General features: G+C 52.1%; 18 protein-coding genes and 1 tRNA gene. 7 read left to right on the forward strand and 12 right to left on the reverse strand.

Translation table 11 applies throughout. From position 1 onward, the window contains the following. Positions 1-42 precede the first annotated feature (42 nt). The 4 genes from AC5JLP_RS17260 to AC5JLP_RS17275 form a co-directional block, all read right to left on the reverse strand. Positions 43-2,445 (reverse strand): BamA/TamA family outer membrane protein, encoded by a 2,403-nt coding sequence (locus tag AC5JLP_RS17260; RefSeq protein WP_496069168.1) that lies wholly within the window; start codon positions 2,443-2,445, stop codon positions 43-45. Between the two features lie 184 nt (positions 2,446-2,629). Next, positions 2,630-2,827, reverse strand: a complete 198-nt coding sequence (locus AC5JLP_RS17265; protein ID WP_496069169.1) for a hypothetical protein — start codon at positions 2,825-2,827, stop codon at positions 2,630-2,632. A 172-nt stretch (positions 2,828-2,999) separates the two neighbouring features. Then, positions 3,000-4,313 carry a hypothetical protein gene (locus AC5JLP_RS17270; RefSeq protein ID WP_496069170.1) on the reverse strand — a complete coding sequence of 438 codons (1,314 nt, stop codon included), beginning with the start codon at positions 4,311-4,313 and terminating at the stop codon, positions 3,000-3,002. Positions 4,314-4,606: 293 nt separating this feature from the next. Continuing rightward, a tRNA-Leu gene (locus tag AC5JLP_RS17275) sits at positions 4,607-4,688 on the reverse strand. A gap of 449 nt (positions 4,689-5,137) precedes the next feature. Between AC5JLP_RS17275 and ahcY the strand changes: the two genes are divergently transcribed. Next, entirely contained in the window at positions 5,138-6,424 is a 1,287-nt protein-coding gene (gene ahcY, locus AC5JLP_RS17280) for an adenosylhomocysteinase (RefSeq protein WP_496069171.1), read from the forward strand. Positions 6,425-6,654: 230 nt separating this feature from the next. On the opposite strand, the gene AC5JLP_RS17285 is transcribed toward ahcY, so the two are convergent. The 4 genes from AC5JLP_RS17285 to AC5JLP_RS17300 form a co-directional block, all read right to left on the reverse strand. Then, positions 6,655-7,329, reverse strand: coding sequence for an FHA domain-containing protein (locus AC5JLP_RS17285; RefSeq protein WP_496069172.1), 675 nt, complete (start codon positions 7,327-7,329; stop codon positions 6,655-6,657). 214 nt (positions 7,330-7,543) lie between these two features. Further along, complete coding sequence (mltA, locus tag AC5JLP_RS17290) at positions 7,544-8,785, reverse strand: murein transglycosylase A (protein ID WP_496069173.1); 1,242 nt, start codon at positions 8,783-8,785, stop codon at positions 7,544-7,546. A gap of 7 nt (positions 8,786-8,792) precedes the next feature. Beyond that, positions 8,793-9,140, reverse strand: a complete 348-nt coding sequence (locus tag AC5JLP_RS17295; RefSeq protein WP_496069174.1) for a hypothetical protein — start codon at positions 9,138-9,140, stop codon at positions 8,793-8,795. A 291-nt stretch (positions 9,141-9,431) separates the two neighbouring features. Then, positions 9,432-10,196, reverse strand: a complete 765-nt coding sequence (locus AC5JLP_RS17300) for a hypothetical protein (protein ID WP_496069175.1) — start codon at positions 10,194-10,196, stop codon at positions 9,432-9,434. A gap of 314 nt (positions 10,197-10,510) precedes the next feature. Between AC5JLP_RS17300 and AC5JLP_RS17305 the strand changes: the two genes are divergently transcribed. Continuing rightward, positions 10,511-11,458, forward strand: a complete 948-nt coding sequence (locus AC5JLP_RS17305) for an extracellular catalytic domain type 1 short-chain-length polyhydroxyalkanoate depolymerase (protein WP_496069176.1) — start codon at positions 10,511-10,513, stop codon at positions 11,456-11,458. Between the two features lie 150 nt (positions 11,459-11,608). On the opposite strand, the gene AC5JLP_RS17310 is transcribed toward AC5JLP_RS17305, so the two are convergent. Together AC5JLP_RS17310 and AC5JLP_RS17315 are read right to left on the reverse strand one after the other, a co-directional pair. Beyond that, positions 11,609-11,827: a hypervirulence associated TUDOR domain-containing protein gene (locus tag AC5JLP_RS17310; RefSeq protein ID WP_496069177.1), complete on the reverse strand. Its 219-nt coding sequence runs from the start codon at positions 11,825-11,827 to the stop codon at positions 11,609-11,611. A gap of 217 nt (positions 11,828-12,044) precedes the next feature. Continuing rightward, a complete protein-coding gene (locus tag AC5JLP_RS17315; protein WP_496069178.1) occupies positions 12,045-12,884 on the reverse strand; it encodes a prephenate/arogenate dehydrogenase in 840 nt (279 codons plus the stop codon). Between the two features lie 377 nt (positions 12,885-13,261). Between AC5JLP_RS17315 and AC5JLP_RS17320 the strand changes: the two genes are divergently transcribed. Next, the gene (locus AC5JLP_RS17320) at positions 13,262-14,806 is read left to right on the forward strand and encodes a pentapeptide repeat-containing protein (RefSeq protein WP_496069179.1); all 1,545 of its coding nucleotides are present in this window, start codon (positions 13,262-13,264) and stop codon (positions 14,804-14,806) included. A gap of 100 nt (positions 14,807-14,906) precedes the next feature. Here the strand turns inward: AC5JLP_RS17320 and cbiB are convergent, their stop codons facing one another. Continuing rightward, positions 14,907-15,890, reverse strand: a complete 984-nt coding sequence (cbiB, locus tag AC5JLP_RS17325) for an adenosylcobinamide-phosphate synthase CbiB (RefSeq protein WP_496069180.1) — start codon at positions 15,888-15,890, stop codon at positions 14,907-14,909. Between the two features lie 295 nt (positions 15,891-16,185). Here cbiB and apcA point away from each other — a divergent pair, with 295 nt between their 5' ends. From apcA to AC5JLP_RS17340, 3 genes are all read left to right on the forward strand, one after another. Beyond that, positions 16,186-16,671: an allophycocyanin subunit alpha gene (gene apcA, locus AC5JLP_RS17330; RefSeq protein ID WP_496069181.1), complete on the forward strand. Its 486-nt coding sequence runs from the start codon at positions 16,186-16,188 to the stop codon at positions 16,669-16,671. A gap of 59 nt (positions 16,672-16,730) precedes the next feature. Continuing rightward, complete coding sequence (apcB, locus tag AC5JLP_RS17335) at positions 16,731-17,219, forward strand: allophycocyanin subunit beta (protein WP_496069182.1); 489 nt, start codon at positions 16,731-16,733, stop codon at positions 17,217-17,219. Positions 17,220-17,519: 300 nt separating this feature from the next. Continuing rightward, complete coding sequence (locus AC5JLP_RS17340) at positions 17,520-17,723, forward strand: rod-capping linker protein CpcD domain-containing protein (RefSeq protein ID WP_496069183.1); 204 nt, start codon at positions 17,520-17,522, stop codon at positions 17,721-17,723. Between the two features lie 141 nt (positions 17,724-17,864). Here the strand turns inward: AC5JLP_RS17340 and AC5JLP_RS17345 are convergent, their stop codons facing one another. After that, positions 17,865-19,376, reverse strand: a complete 1,512-nt coding sequence (locus tag AC5JLP_RS17345) for a GMC oxidoreductase (RefSeq protein ID WP_496069184.1) — start codon at positions 19,374-19,376, stop codon at positions 17,865-17,867. A gap of 178 nt (positions 19,377-19,554) precedes the next feature. Here AC5JLP_RS17345 and AC5JLP_RS17350 point away from each other — a divergent pair, with 178 nt between their 5' ends. Further along, complete coding sequence (locus tag AC5JLP_RS17350; RefSeq protein WP_496069185.1) at positions 19,555-19,710, forward strand: hypothetical protein; 156 nt, start codon at positions 19,555-19,557, stop codon at positions 19,708-19,710. Position 19,711: the final 1 nt, after the last annotated feature.

Here is a 19,711-nt window from a genome sequence, read left to right on the forward strand (position 1 = left end):
ACCTTCTACCTTCTGCCCCCTGCCCCTCTCTCCTCCCTGAGGTTAGAACCGCTGACCAAAGCCAAACTGCAAGCGTGTGTCGCCTTGATTGGTGATGCCAAAATCGGCGCGAATGATGCCAAAGGGTGAATTTACCCGCACGCCCACGCCAAAACCCGCACCTGTTCCAGGCTTACGGCGCTGAACTCCTGGTTCGCCTAACACCTCATCGCTAGTGCCTAAATCAGAGGCAAAATCGGTAAACACAACGCCACCAATAAAGCGGTAGATGGGAAAGCGATACTCCGCCGATGCGAGAAAATAGCTGCGGCTGGTCGCCACATCTCCCACGCCATACCCACGGACTGAATTAGGGCCGCCCAGTACGTAAGCGTTGTAAGGTGCTAAGTCACCGATCGTGGTGCCACCCTGAAGATTGAAGGCAAAGACTTGGGGCAGTTGCGCGTCTGCTCCTGCTTTGATGAGATTGACTGGGATGAAGGAGGCGTAATTGGCCTGTAATCGATTACCCAGTGCTTCACCACGCCCGATCGGGAGTGACTGTTCTGTGCTGAGCGTTAAAACCGAGCCACGACTGGGGTTAACCACACTGTCGCGCAAATCTTGAAACGCTGTAAACGAGAGGGTTGTCAAGTCATCAATGCCCGTACCGCTGAGTGAAAGGGGATTGCCTCTGCCATCTCTGGCGAAGACATTGCCATCGCGATCACGCAAACTCACGTTTGTATAATTCAGTCCCACCGTCCCTTTCCAGGTTGGGCCTAACGGCTTGGTCGCATTAATGCCGCCACCAATCTTGCGTTCTCGGACACGGCTGCCATTGGACAGCTTAATGTCATCATCAAAGACCTGAGAAAGACCCTGCCGTCGAAAAAAGTTCGCACCATAGCCTGGTGTACTTGGGTCTGTGTCACGATACGGACTATCGAAGCGGGCATCGAACTGCGTATCAAGTGTTCCAGGCTGAACATTGGCACTAAACCGTTGCCCTAAGCCCGCAAAGTTGTTGTCCTGAAAATTAATAGAGGCGAATAAGCCCTGCTCGTCGTTATACCCGCCGCTAAAGTTGACCCGCCGTGCGGACGCTTCCAGCACGTTGTAAATCACTGCGACCCGCCGTGCATCCCCTTCAAAGGAAACGGTGGCCCCATCAAAAATGCCCAATTCGCTAAGTCGTCGCAAATCAGCACGGGCCACATCGTTACGGAATACCTGCCCTGGTTGCAGCTTAATCTGACGACGCAAGAAGTCTGGTTGGGTACGTCCTTTGATGGGCTGCCCCTTGTCATCAACAGGCTTACCCTCTTTATTTACAAAGCGCACCTGCACATCGCCAATGTAGCCCTCAGCGACCTCGACGGTGACAACGCCTTCTCGTGTGGGTTGTAGAGTCAACACGCGGGCCAGGGTGTAGCCATTTTGGGCATACCACTCGTTGATCCGCCTGACGCTTTCATTCAGCAGAGAAGGCTTAACCGCCGCACCCAGTTGTTCGCCAAATAACTGATTGGCAACCTCCAGCGTCAAGGCTTGTGCACCAGCGAGTTGGAGCGATCGCACCACGATCGGTTCAACCTGAAACACCACACTCAGCCCTTGAGGATTGGTACGACTGCTGACGCTGGCATTCGCAAACAGCCCGGTACCCAAAATATCGGCAACATCTTGTTTTAGCTGACTACCGCTCGTCCCACCACCAGGTTTGGTTTTAATTGTGTTGCGAACGACTTGCTGTAGCTCTGCCTCCACTCCCACAACCTGCACATCGGTAGCGGTTACCACCAGATCAGGCACTCCCCGATTAGGCGGAACGATCGTGCCTGTAGGAGCACGTTGGGTAGGCACAGGTGTCGTATTGGGGATTGTGGGGATCGCGGTTGGCGTGGTAGACGGCAGCGGCGGCACTGTTACCTTATCTGGTAAGGTCTCTGGTGCGGTTTCAGGCAAGGATGTACTGTCAGGGGTCGTCGCTTGCTGGGTCGGGACAACCCAAACTGGGGTATTGATCGAGGTTGAGGACGGTGTGGACGTGGATGACGACGCTGGTACTGCTGGTGCAGCAGGCGATAGAGGCGCACCAAAGGTGATGGCGGGTTGATCAGACCCAACAGGCAGTGCAGGGTTGGGGGGCGAGATCGAGGGTTCAGAGGACGGAGTCGCCTGCGGTACTGGGGCGATCGGCTCATAGTCCTGATAGTACTGGGTGCTGGCTGTTGTCGTCTGAGCCTCAGCAGTCGTCTCACTCGGTACGTTGGCAGGAGCCGTGCTTGCCTGAGCGATGGTGTTGCGCATTGGCTGGCTGCGGCTGGCTGATGAAGGCGGAGCGCTGGCGCTGGCGCTGGTTGTATGCACCCCTTCGCAAGTGGCGATCGCCGCTAGCGTACAGGCTGTCAGTATCTGTAGGTGCGTTAACGTCACGTTGCGGATAACCGATAGAGCATTCAAACCAAGTCAGAGGCGATCGCCCTAGCTGCTTTGATAGCGATGCTATAGGGAAAATGGACGCCCTGCCAAGTTAGCTCTTAACATTTTGCACGCTTACCCCGTAATTACGACGTTCTTTACAAAAAAATGTAGAACAACACTACATATAGTAGGGAGCTCAGAGCAAAGCTATGGGGTAGGGAGATTACGCGTAGGTAGAGCGGCTATAAGTCGATGAAGGTGGCTGCACAAACTGGAACTGAGCTTCGGCAAACGCAAGATTGCAAGAAAAAGACGTGTAGCCGTTCAGTCGCTTCAGCGAAATCACATTTCCGCTGCACTCTATGACGCGATAGAACGTTCCATTCTCAGCCGTCAGAATATCTCCAAGCTGAATTTTCATAGCGTCAACTTATCGGTATGAGAGAATTTATACTCCCAGTATTGCCGTATAGCGAATCGCTTTACGCTTGGCTCTGTGAAGAGTTAAACACGGTTCATAAACGCGCTGTGATCCTTTGCAGCGGCGAAAATATGTCTGTTCAAACTTAAACGTCTTCAACCATAGAGTTAAGCTACGTCTGTCCTTGATTGAGGCGACGCTGCCACTCGGCATCAATTTTGTCAGTCTGTTCCACATCCTGCTCCAACAGATCGCGCTCAGTTGTGTACGCCAGGTCGTCAGTGCCAATCACCATCTCAGTGGCAAATTGTTGAGCATACGCCATTTTTCCCTGGAGCTTGGCATTCGCTCGATTCAACTGCACCGCATACTCCTGACGTGCTTCATTACGTGCAGCAATTTTGCTGTTGCGCCATTGAATCCAAAAATAGCGTACCAATGGCACCGCTAAGAATGCAGAACCATAGCCCAGCAGCAGCCAGTAGATGGATTGTACAAACGCCACCAAGCCACCCAACGCAGCCGCTGCCGCACCACCCGCCAACAGTTTGCCCAAGGCTAATGCGCCCACCAAATTGACACCACCCAACCCGATCGCCAGCATCACTTGCCCTGAACTCGCCTGACTAAAGCGCCACGGAAATTCTTGAAAATAGGCTGAAACAGGCTTGGGATGAGTTTGGGTGGCTGTTGCTTGAAGTTCCGGAAAATGATAGACCATATCACCTTCAGGGCTAACTTCCGGTTGCCCATTAAAGCGAGTTAACACAGGCAGCATGTACTCCTCGTATTCCCGACTGTAGCCTTGACCAATGTTGTCGAGATAAGGTGCAATTTGCTCCGCAACAACGGCTCCACGCTCGTTTCGGATAACGGTGCCGATCGCCTGCCAGCGTCGTTCTTCTAAATCGGTATTAGGGTTGCCATCTCCAAACAAGAAGGAAAAGATGGCCTCTAAAAAGTTCAACTGGGGCTTTTCGTCATAGCGTGAACGCCGAAGGGTGGCGCGCTGCGGCTGATCATAATAGTTCGGGGAGAAGAACCAAAAGAAATCTGGCCCAAACCATAGATTTGGCATCCAGATGTCACCACCAGAATTTTGGCGATCGTCCCCATCACGACCTGCACTGGCGGCGGCCACAATGAACGCAATCGTCAGCAAAATCAGCGCGATGGAAACCATCAGCACAACGCCAAAGGAAAGCCGAATTAAGTAGAACAGCACTTTCCAAACTTTGTTCCACCATTCTTGAAGCTGCAACCGCAAATATTTTTGACGCAGCACCGCACGGAAATTTTGCGGAAACAAGTAAACGACCTCACCGGATTCTGCGACCTGGAGGTGCCCACCTGCTTCGGAGGCCAGCGCTAACAAACCCTGCTGCGCCACGTTTACGTTTAACCCTGCCTGACTGGCAACATCGCCAACGGTGACCCGGTAATCAAGCCGTTCCACCGCCTGCATAATGGTGGGATTCGGAGCCATCTTTGTGCCTCTGAAAAACCGATTCTCTCTCCAGTATAGAAGCTACATTTTTCCATCTGGGAGGAATCACGGCTAGGACAGTCACCACACGTTGGTTGCTTTGCGTCTAACCGTTGCCCTGCTCTCCGGTGTCTTCGCTTGCCCCTGTATCGCTCTGTCCCGTAGACCGAGATTTAAGGTTTGCGACTTGTGACCCTAAGATCGCTTCAGCAACAACACTCCAATAGCCCCCCGATGAACGCGACTCTGTTTCGTGCTACCCAAGATCATTGAGTGACCGCTTGCTTTTCTGATGCGGATGAAAGGACTTGAACCTTCACTTCTTACGAAACTAGAACCTAAATCTAGCGCGTCTACCAATTCCGCCACATCCGCTTATCTGGCTTAACTACTATAGCAAAAGCATGCTTTGCGATCGCGCGTCGTTTTCGACATGAGGACGGTTCAGGCTTATTAAAGCAATTGCTGCGTTTTGTAGTACGGCTCAGGTAATCTTTCCTTAACCATCGCCCGTCACAATGCCAGAGCTATCTGGTCGCAAGCCAACTCAAGCTCATTGTCCAGCCGTTTTGCGTCCAAGGAGACGTTCTAGCGGCTGCCATTTCCTGCTTTTGCTGGCACGTTTGATGAATTCCGAATCATCGCTTAAGGTTGTAGTGGTCCTCTTTACACTCTTGAAAGAATTCAAGATGTGCACCCATGCAGGGCTTAAACTGATGCGATTCGCTGTTGTAAATGGCTACCGTTAACGGGCGATTGCTCTGGCTGAAATGCTAGTCTTCGAGTAATCTAGCCTGCTTTATTCAATTTCAAGGAATTTATTTATGACTGCTACTCCTGTTCGCCCGACAGAACAAAAATACGAAGTCAAAGACCTGTCTCTCGCGCCTTTGGGACGGCAACGGATTGAATGGGCAGGACGAGAGATGCCAGTTTTGCGGCAAATTCAGGAGCGCTTTGCAAAAGAAAAGCCCCTTAGCGGTATTCGTCTGGTTGCGTGCTGCCATATCACAACGGAAACAGCACATTTGGCGATCGCGCTCAAAAACGGTGGTGCAGATGCTGTGCTCATTGCCAGCAACCCGCTTTCTACCCAGGATGATGTGGCAGCCAGCCTGGTAGCCGACTATGGTATTCCGGTCTTTGCTCAGCGCGGTGAGGACAGCGAAACTTACCTTCGTCATGTGCAAATTGCCCTGGATCACCGCCCCAACATTATTGTGGATGATGGGTGTGATGTCGTGGCAACGCTGGTGCAAGAGCGTCAGCAGCAGCTTCCTGAACTGATTGGCACCACCGAAGAAACCACTACCGGGATCGTGCGCCTACGCGCCATGTTCAAAGCGGGTGTGTTGACCTTCCCGGCTGTAAATGTGAACGATGCTGACACCAAGCACTTCTTTGATAACCGCTATGGCACCGGACAATCGACCTTAGATGGTATTATTCGTGCGACGAATATTCTGCTGGCAGGCAAGACGATCGTCGTAGCAGGCTATGGCTGGTGCGGTAAGGGTACTGCCCTCCGTGCGCGTGGCATGGGTGGCAACGTCATCGTCACTGAGATTGACCCGGTACGGGCGATCGAAGCCGTGATGGACGGGTTCCGCGTGGTGCCCATGTCAGAGGCGGCAAAACATGGCGATATCTTCATCACCGTGACAGGTAACAAGCATGTGATTCGCGGTGAGCACTTTGAAGCTATGAAAGACGGCGCGATCGTCTGCAACTCTGGTCACTTCGACATTGAAATTGATCTCAAAGCACTCGGCGCACAGACTACCGAAGTGAAAGACGTGCGGAACTTCACGCAAGAATATCGCCTGAAGAGTGGCAAGTCGATCGTCGTGTTGGGCGAAGGCCGCTTGATTAACCTGGCTGCGGCTGAAGGACACCCCAGCGCTGTGATGGACATGAGCTTTGCGAACCAGGCACTTGCGTGTGAATACCTCGTTACCAACAAAGGCAAGCTAGAACCCGGCATCCACTCAATTCCAGTGGAAGCTGACAAGGAAATTGCACGCCTTAAGCTTCAGGCAATGGGTATCGCGATCGACTCTCTCACTCCAGAGCAGATTGAGTACACCAACTCCTGGACATCGGGAACTTGATTGCGCCAAGCACCTGCACAAAGGTTGACTGCTAGCCTGACTAGCGTGAATTTACTATCCTGCTCTGGCAACGTCTGGGGCAGGATTTTTTAGGGAGGTGGGGAGTGGAGAGTGGGTGGTAGGGCGTTTTGAGTTAAGAGTTTTGAGTTAAAGAGCTATCAGCCGTCAACTGTTTAACTTCCTTCTAAAAACCAACAACTAACAACTTCTTCTACCTTCTACCTTTTTAGCTACTTCCGCGTTTTAAACAGCACCTCTGGGTCTTCAAGTTCGGCGTAATCAATGAACGTCGCAGAGCGGGGTTCGGTTGTATTAAAGCGAGCAAGCACTTCAGGGTGAATGGCATCAAGGGCGCGCGATCGGTGGCTGACGTAGAACGTAAAGTTGATGCTACCAACTCGAATGCGATCGCCATCTTTGAGAATACGACGTTGCCGAATCCGCTCACCGTTGACAAAGGAGCCATTCATGCTGTTCAGGTCAATCAACTGAAAGCCTACATTTTGCATGTACAGAAGCACCGCATGGCGACGGGACATGGCCCGGTCTTTCAACGGAATAGCGGCTTCTCGGTTACGCCCGATCGTCCAGACCATCTGAGGTTGGGCCAATGTCTGAGACTCATCTGGCAGATTGGTGATGATAAACGCTTGCTTCCCCTGTACCACACCCTGAATATACTTCAGCGGCTCGGAAGCTGTCTCCACCGCTTCGACTTTTGGTTGGCCTGCGGGCAAGTCCATCATTAACGTTGCCGCTTTGGCTAACGAAGCATCATCTCCGTCGGCAAACAGATCGAACGGTGCTGACGGTGCTACGGATGTGGCTACCAAGGGTGAGTCTACTAAAGGCTGCGGTGCTGCTGGCTGCCGTTGATTTTCAAATGAGCTAAGGTTTGAGTTCATTTGCGCTTCTAAACAATGGGTGTGTAACGACCGTTTCGGTTTAGGTTAGAGTGCCCTGGCAGCCATCGTAGTCTAACGGCAACTTGCCCCGCAGTGGACAGAAGCTGAACTGTCACGAGTATCGAACAAGTGACAGGGTTTGGAGAATGTCTGATTCAATTGTCGATTAACGAGGCGAGTGCTTTGAGGTGCAAGTGATCGATCGCAGAGGCAATTAACTCGATCGCAGAAGCAAGTAATAGAGGTACCCTGTATCGTTGATGAGTCCTGCTCGATCGCCTGCTTGTTTCCCGGTGCCCATAAACACATCAACGCGACCTGCCCCTTTGATTGCGCCGCCTGTATCTTGATCGAGCACGTAGCGGCTGACTGCGCGTTTGGCAAGTTGACCCATTGGATTAGCATTGGGAATCTGTGTTTGAATCAACGCTAGAGCACCGGGTGGAAATTGGGTTTTGTCCGTGGCGATCGACCGTTCTGCTGTGACGGGTACGCCCAAACTGCCAATGGCAGCGGCACCACCCGTTTCCTTAAAGAAAACAAAGCGGTTATTGCGAGGAAGGTAGATGTCGCGATCGGCTGGATGATCCGTCAGGTATTGAATCAGCAGAGGCAGCGTCAGGCCTTCGAGCTTAAATTTGCCCGCTTTGACGAGTTCTCGACCGATGCCCGTATAGGGATAGTCCGTTGTGCCAGCATGACCAACCGTCATGACACTGCCATCGGTGAGTTGCAGGCGTGCGGAGCCTTGCACCTGAATCAGAAATGCTTCCAGGCGATCGTGCAGCCATACCAATTCCAAGCCCTTCAGCCACCGATTTTGAAACTGTAATCCATTGGCTCCTTCTAGCTGGAGGCGGGTAGGGTGAGGCTTTGACCAGCTTGACAAAGCAGGCGGCTGGCGAAACAGTGGATAGCGAAAGTCCGCGGTTGGACGGCGACTGGCGACATAAACAGGTTCAAAATAGCCTGTAAACGCAACAGTGCCCTGACCATCCTTACCCGCAGCCCGGTAAAACACAAATTCGCGCTCGATCGCAGCTTGCAACGCCGTTTTAGATGCTGTGGTGAGCAGCAACTGTCGGAACCGCTTGAGACTACGAACAACTCGCTCACGGGTAATGCCAGGTGTTCGAGATAAACGATAGGCCGCGATCCCTTGCTCGGTTTGTAGGTAGCGCAGGCTGTAGTCGATGGCTTTTAGCAGCGATCGACGCTCCTCTGGTGTCTTGAGATCACCCTCAAATGGAATGCTTCCCGACTGGCGAAACGGTGCGATCGGTAAAGGCATCAGGGGAGGGATGGCTTTCGCTGGAGTAGAGGGCGATGGTTGTGCTGAGCGATTAGGCGTGGCTTGGTTCTGCGATCCTGCTGGCGTAACGCCAGCAGCCCAAAACGTACCCGCGCAGACAATGCTGATCCAGCGGCTTGCAGTTGTTCCCCTTACCCTCATCATGCTGGTACTAAAACCGCTCTACGCTGGAGCTAAAGACGGGTTCAACGCGAATGCCCAAGACTCGTGCGGGACGCAGCACCATATACTCGCCCTGCACATTCTTAATGGGCACAGTAATGAAGTCATTTGAGGCCGCTTTTGGCACCAGTTCACTGCTGTACCACTTCTGAAATTCTTGAATCGTGGCAAACCGTACTTCTTCGCGGTGTCCGCCATCAATCAAGATGTGCACCGCGTATTCGGTGGGTGTGCGAGCATACTTGCTGCGTCGTTGTTCACCCGCAGCCGCTCCCTGATTGGGCGTTCCCCCAGCGACAGCATCGCCTGGTTGTGGTTGGTTGAAATTGTTTGTCATAAGTTCGTTCCCTTAAGCGCGTGAGAACCTTCCCAATTATCAATGCAGTTGGGCTGATTACATAACATTGCCCAGAAATCGGTTTTAGCTATCAGCGGTCAGGTATCAGCTCTACCCTTCGGGAAGGCAAAGCCTATAGAGGACTTCCTGCTGTCAGCCCGCACTTTGAGTGCAGAGCGGGACAGGCGATCACGGAAAGTTTTATCAGCGGCGGTATGAGTTACCGGACACGATTGAACTGAATGTACTAGATTGGCTCAAAGCTGACCGCTGACCGCTGACGGCTTTAACTCAAAAGAGATTGAACCGTTGAAGCTGCGTTTGCACTAGCGGCGGTAGGCTTTTGTGGAGTTGCGCTTTGTCTTTGAAAACTAATCGATGTTGGCTGGGGAGATCAAAGGGAAACTGTCCGGGCTGGTCAGATCGCTCCATTTGCGTGAGGATAATCTGGTCAGCGCGTTTGCACTGTAAGGCATAACCCATCTCGACACATACTTTGGGGCTGGGGATCAGTTGAGGCGGGGTGCTGTCGATGTAAGCGATCGACGTACCATCAGCAATAAACAGTAGGCTCTGGCGGATCGATCGCATCATCTTGCTGCTCAAGCGTGTGGGGCCATCTGTAAGGCGATGGGATTCGACCAGTGTTAAGGTTAAGCGCGATCGGGGGTTGAGTTTTTCCACTAAAGCTTGCAGTTCATCGCGGAGTAACTCGCTGGATTCGGCATATTCCGTTTGGTAGCAGAGAAAGATCGTGGGTTCTAAATGCGTCAGGGCATCTTGTTTGGAGAAGTAGATTTCATGACTTTGCAGATCAATATTGGCGATCGCATAGCTGCCGCTTCCTTCAATGTAGAACTCGACAGCTTCCCCTTCGAGGTAGCGCTGAAACCAAAGTGCTTGCTTGACTTCTATGCTATCTTCCAAAAAATCTGCCCGCAGCCCTGATTTCAAGAGGCTATTTTTGCTCAAGCGCAGATCATGGGGACGCTTCTCTAGTTCTTTAATCGGCTCGTATTCCTGGAGATACCAAGCTTTGAGGGCAATAATAGCCATTCTGCGTTCCGCCTTATGGAGTTTAAAACAAGAGTGGCATTACAGCCCTTATGGTCTGAGCAATCGTTCGTGTGGGCACAACCATGCGTGTGGGCACATTGTATCTAGAGATGAACCGCTTGCACTAACCAATCTGGTTCCTTTGTTAAATTAATACAATTGTACTAAAAATTAGACAATCAATCCAAAGACAGACCTGCTCTCTATAAATTTTTGTTAAGCTTGCTGCCGATATGGATTGGTCGCAATGCTGCATGGCGGTGCTTTACCGTAAAGCAGCATTGCCTTGTCTAAGCTGAGTGGAGCCTGCTGTGATGAACAGAGTTATAGGTTGGAGGCAGATCGCTCGTCTGGTTTCACTGCCGATCGCAATCGCCATTGGGCTGGCTGCTTGCCAAGCACCATCAAGCCAGCGTGCATCATCCCCGCAATCAGATGCGGCTTCTGCGGCTCAACCATTGAAACTAGGAGACGCAACTGGCGAACTGGTTTATCAGGGGCAGCGACGGACGTATCACCTCTACACGCCAAAGTCGTACCGCCCCGATCGCCCCCTTCCCCTCGTGCTGGCTTTTCATGGCTACGGATCGCAAGGTAAAGACTTGGCAAATGGCTCTGGCTTTAACGACACCGCAGAGCAGAAAGGGTTTGTAGTGGTTTACCCCGATGGCATCGATCGCCGTTGGAATCCACTAAACAAGTTTTTGACGGGCGTTGATGATGTGGGCTTTGTGCCTGCATTGATCGACCATATCAAGCGCATTCGAGCGATCGACTCGCGCCGGGTGTATGCAGCGGGGGTGTCGAATGGTGGCTTTCTGGTGCAGCGGCTTGCGTGTGAATCGTCCTTTCAAATCGCGGCCTTTGCGTCTGTGGTTGCTACTCTTCCCAGTCAGTTGCAAGGCTCCTGCAACCCTCAAGTGCCCACCCCAATTTTGATGATCAACGGCACGGACGATCGCAAAGTGCCCTGGCAGGGTGGCAATTTGAGCTATGGCTCTATTTTGTCTGTCCCTGGGACGATCGAGTTTTGGCAGCGTCACAATAGCTGTCCCTCATCGGCACAGGTGAAGCAGCTAACGGGCGGGCGAGTCGAAGTGGCTCGCTATGCAAACTGCCAGGGTGGCTCAGAAGTCGAGCTTGTGACCTTGAAGGGGGTTGGTCATGTATGGCCCAGAGGTGGTTCGGGGCCATCGCAACTGCTCAATGGTAGTGAGGAAATTTGGAGTTTCTTTCAGCGCCACCGCTTAGGGCAGGGATGAAAGGGAGAAATCAGGAGCAGATCTGGCAGGGGCGATCGAGTTGGTTATGGAACCATAACACTGCAAATTTGCCCTGATTAAGTGCCTGGATGAAATACACAAGAACGGCCAATTGGAATTACTACAACGTTGAATGTCTAAGCATTAGCGCTATTTTTCGTCAATCTTCTTCAATGCTTCGGCTTTGTGGATGGCTTCCTTGCCGCTCTTCTCACTTTCAACCCGATACTCAGGCTGCTGTTTGGATGCGTCAAAATGGTGATTTTTGAAGTCCGTCGGTTCCGTAATGACCTCTTTAATCACCCCGCGCGACGTGCCGCCAGAAGAATGCCACTCCACACGATCGCCCTTCTTAAACTGCTTTGACATGATCGGTACTCCTTTAATGAAAGAATGCCAGCGTCCTGTACACTCTCAAACGCTTGTATGGCTGCTATTTCAGCTTTTCTGATAGTAAAAAAGCGATTGAGTAGATACGTCTTTCTGATGACAGATTCCGCTGTGGCCCTAAAGTGATGCTGTTAGGCCAAGCGAATTGATCTAAAGACGATGCTGACAGGCAAAACGAGGCGCTTTTCTATCATCCTCACTGTAAAAATTCTGGTCGTGCCTGTTGAGTCTGCTTCAGCAACGCTTCCAGCGATCGCCAGTCAGATTGCTCAATGTGGGCAATCATTTGGTTGAGCGTATCGCGGTAGGCATGGAGCGATCGGATGAGGGCAACCTGGTTGTATTGTGCCATCATGAGGCCGAGTTCGGGATTGCCGCCGCCAACGCGACTGGTATCTCGAAAGCCAGAACTGGCAAGACCACAGGCCAACTCTAAAACGGCTGGATCTGCTTCACCGATACAAGCAGCGATCAAGCTGGCACTGGTCATGACGGGCAGATGTGATATCCAGGCAACGGCGCGATCGTGATCATCAGGACGGCAGCGATAGATCCGGGTTTGCAAGGGTCGCACCAAAGCTTCGACAAGCTGAACTGCTCCTGCGGGTGTCGTTTCAGTCGGCGTTAACACGTAAGGCGCATTGCTAAATAAATCTGGTAAGGCTGCCTCAATGCCACTTTCAGCCGTGCCTGCCATTGGATGCCCGCCCACAAAGTTAGACCAGAGAGGCGCGATCGTCTTTACGACCCAGCCCTTCACCGATCCCACATCGGTTAACACGGTATCAGCAGTTAAGTGTGGCACTAGCTCAACAACAGTTGCTTGCATCGCTGCTAACGGCGTACAGAGAAACACCACTTCAGCAGATTGCATCAAATTAAGACTGAGGCCAGCATCATCAACGGCTCCGCGTGCGATCGCGCGTTGACAGGTGTGGGACTGACGGCTTACGCCTAAAACTGTGTGACCGTGCGATCGCAACGCCAGCCCTAGCGAACCTCCAATCAGCCCCAGCCCAACAATGCCAATGTTCATCTAGCAGTCCCAAATCCTTTGTAAAAGTGAAGGGGCCGTGAGTCAGGCTTGCATCAGAATCCACACTCTCAATCCAAGCAGATTGCGGTACGACGATGCCGCCCCATTTAACCTCAAAGCTTGTAGCCTATCGTAAGCTGCCGCAGGTAGTCGATCGCCACAGAGAGGCTTACCCTGATCACCAATTGATCACGCAGGCTCATTCACGCCTGGATCAGGAGCGCCATCACGCTAATTTGAGAACCACATACGGGCAATCTAGAGGGTGGACTGTAAACGCCCCGCTCGTGCTGATCACTTTATCGCTACACTAAAATACTTTAATGCATGATCTAATGGCTTTAGAGCAGCCTGAGCGCGTTGTAAAGGTAACCTGGATGAAACCTGAGGATGTTCTAAAACGCTATGCCGATGGCGATCGCGCCTTTGCAGGCATCAACTTGAATGAAGCCAATCTGAGCGGGGTGGATCTGAGTCATGCAGATCTGAGTGGAGCTGACTTAAGCGTGGCAAATTTAAGCGGAGCCAACTTGAGTGAGACGAACCTGCACCGCGCCAAACTCAATGTGGCGAAACTCAGCGGCGCTAACCTGACGAGCGCTAACTTGAGTGAAGCCATTCTCAACGTTGCCAATCTGACGCTGGCTGATTTGACTCGCGCTGAGCTAGGCCAAGCCTCTCTCGTCCGCGCCGAAATGTCCAGAGCAGATCTGAGCAGTGCCAACCTGAGCAATGCCAATTTGAGCGGTGCCGATCTTAAAGATGCCAAACTTCGCAATGCCAACCTATCAAATGCCAATCTCAGCCGCGCCGATTTGAAATGGACGGTGTTTACCGGGGCAAATCTGGCGGAAGCCAACCTTCATGGGACTGATCTCAGCAGCGCCGATTGCAGCGGAGCTGACCTCAGCAGTACAGAATTGCGGCAGTCTAATCTCAGCCGTACAAATCTCCGAGGGGTCAACCTGAGTGGCGCAAACTTGCGGTGGGCCGACCTGAGCGGTGCCGATCTGAGTGGCGCTGATCTCAGCGGTGCTAAGCTCAGCGGGGCGAATATGACAGGCGCGAACCTGAGCAACGCTAACCTGATTGGCACTACCTTAGTGCATGTCGATCTCACGCGGGCGAACCTGATTGGTGCCGATTGGGTAGGCGCAGACTTAAGTGGCGCGACGCTAACTGGCGCAAAACTCTACGACGTGCCTCGCTTTGGCATTAAAACGGACGGCATTATCTGCGATTGGGTTGATCTCAGCCCGATCGGTGACCAGAGCAAGATTTATCGGTTCTCTGATGATGCGGCGTTTTTTCATGCGGCACCGCCAACTGTGCGTCTGATGATTGATGAGGTGTTAAATCAAGATGCGCACTACGCCCTAGCCGTGACCTATCGCCAGACGGGGCAACACTATCATTTGGATGTAAATCCCCCCAATATTCAGGTGGGTCGTCGTCGCACCACGCTAGCGTTTGAGCTGAGCCGCGATGAGCAACTGTTTGCAATGTGTTGCATTGCCCTGTTTCCGTTTAAAGATGCAACTGAGGTAAACCAACGAACGATCGCTCTCGTCAAGTTGCTGCTGTCACCAGAGATGGAACAGCGATTTGGTACCGCAGAATGGTTCCCACCACTCAAAACAGCCCTTTCAATGACGATCGCGCAAGTCAACGAGTTCAAACTTTCAGACACATCTTTGCAAACCCTTGCCAAGATTCCCTTTTTTCAAGCGCCGACCAAAACGGTATTGGTGAACTCCAGCAATCAAACGTTGCCGCTGTACAGCCATCCTTTGTTTGGGAAACGCGTGATGGCAAATCTCGATCCAACTGTGGCCCCGATCGTGCCTCCTCCCTCGGCAACCCACCTGCCACCGTTAATCAGCCTGGTTAACTTCATTCAGGGCTTTCATGGCGGGAGTTAGGGGCAGGGGAAGCAGGGGGAGAGACGGCAGAAGGCAAAGGGCAGAACGTAAGAACTGACCGCTGAAGGCTCAGGGCATTTAAGCTCAAAACGCTCTTTTCTCACCTTTGCCAGGCACCAAGGGCACACAAAAAGACTGTCAGCCAGAGCAAAACGCTCCAGTGGGTGAGTTGAAGGGCGCGATCAATGATATTCGCAGTGATGGGCTGTACTGCATCGCCCAGTAGCGGTTTAGGTTTCGCAACGCCTCGATACCAGTTAATACCACCAACTTGCACGTCTAGCGCCGCCGCATACGCACATTCGCTCCAACCGGAGTTGGGGCTGGGGTCTTGGGGCGCATCGCGTTGGCACAGTTGCCAGACGTGGCGTGGTCTGCGGGAGAGGAGGGCGATCGTCAGCACCGTTAAACGACAGGGCACCCAGGTCAAAGCATCCTCGGTTTTCGCGCTGAACCAGCCTAAGTCGGTATAGGGGGCTTCGCGGTAGCCCACCATCGAATCCAGCGTACTGGCTGCTTTGTATGCCAGTGCCAGCGGCACGCTGCCCACACTGGGCAGTACAACTCCTAATAGCGCATAGAACAAGGGCGCAAGCACGCCATCTGTCGCGTTTTCTGTGACCGTTTCAAATACAGCGCGTAGAATGTCTGGTTCAGTCAGGCGATCGGTATCGCGACCCACGTACTGGCTTAGGCGAAAACGAGCCTCATCTAACGCGTCTGCTTTTAAGGAACTCAACACATCGAAAGCGGCCTCTCGGAGACTTCGAGCCGCAAAACAGCTTGCCAGGAGCATGCTAGCAACAACGGTGCCAAGTATTGGATGCAGATGTTTGGCGATCGCCACCAGCAGCCAGCCTGCTAAGCCACTACCCACAATCACGCCGCTACTCAACAGCGTTCCAGCGCACCGGAGAGCCAAGGGTGTCTTTGCGGATTGGAATGCAAATTGAGACACAGAGGCGATGACCCAGCCCATACCTTGCACAGGATGCCACCATCCTTTAGGGTCGCCCACCAAATAATCTAGTGCGATCGCCAGAATTAGAATACTTGCAGTGTCGTAAAACGTGCTATAGAGCACACGATCGCAGCTCCTGGCTAAACATGAGGATAATATTACAAACTATTACACAGCATCAGGGACAGGGAACGTGATGCCGCAAAATTAACTACGGAAGGGAACTGAGTCTAAAGCACCTGTGCCAACCAAGTTCTCAGCAGCCTCAGCTTCAGCTTGTCTACAAGTTCTGAATGCTAAGGCGGATTGAATGCTTGACGGTACAGGTCAACGTCGGTGTAGCGTTATAGTGCCCCGATACTCCTTTAACACACGACCCGTAACATCATCGGTTACATTCTTCTGGAGGAATCCATCAATGAGTATTGTCACGAAATCGATCGTGAATGCAGATGCTGAAGCGCGTTATCTCGGTCCTGGCGAACTTGACCGCATCAAGAACTTCGTCAGCACCGGCGAACGGAGACTGCGGATCGCTCAAACGCTGACCGAATCCCGCGAGCGCATCATCAAGCAAGCTGGCGACCAGTTGTTTCAAAAGCGCCCCGACGTTGTTTCCCCAGGTGGTAACGCGTATGGCGAAGAAATGACCGCAACCTGCTTGCGTGACCTCGACTACTACCTACGTCTTGTAACCTACGGTATTGTCGCTGGTGATGTCACCCCGATCGAAGAAATCGGTGTCGTTGGTGTGCGTGAAATGTACTCTTCTCTGGGAACCCCCATCGCAGCAGTTGGCGAAGGTGTTCGTGGCCTTAAGAGTGTTGCTAGCTCTCTCCTTTCTGGTGAAGATGCGGCTGAAGCTGGTGCTTATTTCGACTACGTCATTGGCGCTTTGCAGTAATCATTGTTTCTGCAACTGCTAAGTATTTGAAGATTACGAAACTCTGAGGACCCAAAATCATGGCACAAGACGCAATCACTTCCGTTATTAATTCCGCCGACGTTCAGGGCAAATATCTGGACACCGCTTCCCTCGAAAAGCTGAAAGCTTACTTCAGCACTGGTGAACTGCGCGTTCGTGCAGCGACTACTGTGAGCGCTAATGCTGCGGCGATCGTCAAAGAAGCTGTTGCTAAGTCCTTGCTGTACTCGGATATCACCCGTCCCGGTGGCAACATGTACACCACTCGTCGCTATGCTGCTTGCATCCGCGACCTCGACTACTACCTGCGCTATGCAACCTATGCAATGCTTGCTGGCGATCCTTCCATCCTGGATGAGCGCGTGCTCAACGGTTTGAAAGAAACCTACAACTCCTTGGGCGTTCCTGTTGCTGCAACCATTCAAGCAATCCAGGCGATCAAAGAAGTTGCGGCTGGTTTAGTCGGTTCTGATGCTGGTAAAGAGCTCGGTGTTTACCTCGACTACATCTCCTCTGGCCTGAGCTAGAGCTAAGCTGACAGCTATTTTTGAATTGTCATTCTAAATAGCCGATCACTTTTTGTAGGTTTGGAAGTCTGGAGTGAGTGCTAGCTTGTCAAAGGCTACCGCCATTCGCGTTTTGTTTTAACGGTCTAACATTGGCTTCTGACTTCCAAACTTGCCTAACCTTGGAACGCACTCTACGCTAGGGATCGCGCTTTTCGGCACTGTAGCGGTAAGAGCGGCTAAACAACCTTCCCAAACTGAATTCTGTTCAGATCCAAAATTTCTTCCCTTTGTTACGCCCTTACTGGAGAAATCATTCCTATGCGCTTCTTTAAAATTACTGCTTGTGTTCCCAGTCAGACTCGCATTCGGACGCAGCGGGAACTGCAAAACACCTATTTCACAAAGCTAGTGCCTTACGATAACTGGTTTCGTGAGCAGCAACGCATTCAAAAGCAAGGCGGCACCATCATTAAGGTTGAATTAGCAACGGGTAAGCCCGGAGCAAACACAGGTTTGGCTTAACCCACCTGACTGTTGACGTTGGCTCTGGCACTACGCTACGCAGATGTCACGACAGTATTGATTTAGATTTTTGCCCCATTGCTCAACGCAGCATTGGGGCAGTTGTTTATGAAATTGGATGGGTCGGTGAGTTCAGGGTGCTTATAGGCGATCGATTAAATGCTCTCCAACCCGTAGCGCATTGGCAATGATCGTCAACGCTGGACTCACCCCCGCATTGGATGGAAAGAAGCTGCCATCGACAACGTAGAGGTTATCTACCTCATGGGCACGGCAATGGAGATCCAGTACAGAGGTGGTGGGGTCTGTGCCAAAGCGACACGTACCACATTGGTTTGCCACGACGGACAGGGGCACTTCGCCGCTGGGATGTATGCCACTACGTTGGAGAACGGTCTGTTTCACAGATTTTTCGATCGTTTTCAGCACTTCTGTCCAACGGTACACTAGGCGTGCGTGCGCCTCGGTGTTGTTAGCCGTGTAATCCACATGAAGTTTGTCTCCGTTTATGTGCACTCGATTGTTGGGGTCGGGCAAATCTTCGGTCTGCACCCACCAACCGATCGATCGCGTCGCCAACTGTTGGAGTCCAAAATTGGGCAGCACTTTGGCAAACACCGAGAGAAGGGGCGGCGATTCGGCAAAAATGACATCTTGCAGCAAGCCACCAGTATTTTGAATGTGGCCCATTGGGTAGGGAAACTCTTTTTCACCCCAGTAAAAATCATTGACACTGACGCTGCGCTGAAATTTGCCGGAGTTGGGAGCGCTCAACTGCACGACAGAAGAGATTTGGTGCTTCATCAAGTGACGACCTACGAGATCGGAACGATTGGCAATGCCGTTGGGGTGCACCTCGTTTGCCGATCGCAGTAGCAGCGCCGCCGAATTAATCGCGCCACATGCCACCACAACTAGATCGCCCAAAAACAAATGGGGCTTACCATTCACATCCGCCTGCACAGCCTTCACCACTCTGCCCGACTCATTAGTGTGCAGGTACATCGCTTTCGCGTTGGTTTTAAGCGTCACATTAGGGCATTTGAGCGCGGGTGCAATCCCGCTGACCTCCGCATCATTCGTTGGGTCATCCTGTTGTAGCGTCAGCCCCAGCGGAAGGGGTGCGGGATGAAGTCCTTGCTGGGCGATCGCATCCACCACTTCCTGAATTTGCGGTTCGTGTGCCACGGCAGGAAAGGGATAGTCGGCGCTGTGCGTTGGCTCGGTGGGGTCCCCAGCGGCATAACCATGCACTTTGTAAAGCTGCTCTGCTTCTGTGTAATACGGCTCAAAGTCCTGATATTTCAGCCCCCACTCTGGCGAAAGTCCGTCTGGGTGCTCGACAGCTTCAAAATCGCGTTCTCGCATTCTCAACAATGACGCACCATAGATTTTGGTGTTGCCCCCCACAGCGTAATTCGTCTGTGGTGAAAAGGGTTCGCCTGCAAGGTCATACCACTGCTCCGGTGCATGGTAACGCTCTTTGCGAAACACATCCACATTGCTGCGGTTTTGCTCCTCAAGCGGCATAAAATCGCCCCGCTCTAAAATGAGAATTTTTTTCCCGGTCGGTGCCAGTTTATAGGCCAGCGTACCACCTCCAGCCCCTGTACCAATGATGATGATGTCGTAATACTGATCGTCAATAATCATTCGTGATCTCCGCTTGAGTAGATATTGGTTGGTAGAGGGAGGCAGAAGGCAGAGGGTAGAAAGATAAGGCAGAAGATAAGAGTCTGTTTGAAAAGTAGTAAGGAGTACCCGTAAGGAAAAAAGCTTCCTGGGGTTATAGGCTGAATTTATTGAAGTTTCAACAGTCCTTCGGAAAGTTATGACTCTAGCCTACGACAGCGAACTGACATTAGAGCCATTCGAGTTGTTCCAAGCGCTTCAGAGTGCTGAGCCGAAAACGGGTAGACCCCGCATCGTTGACTTGATGCAAGTGCTGCAAGCAATTGTGTATGTGCGCAGATTCACGACCATTTAGT

It is taken from the genome of Stenomitos rutilans (genome assembly GCF_059505485.1).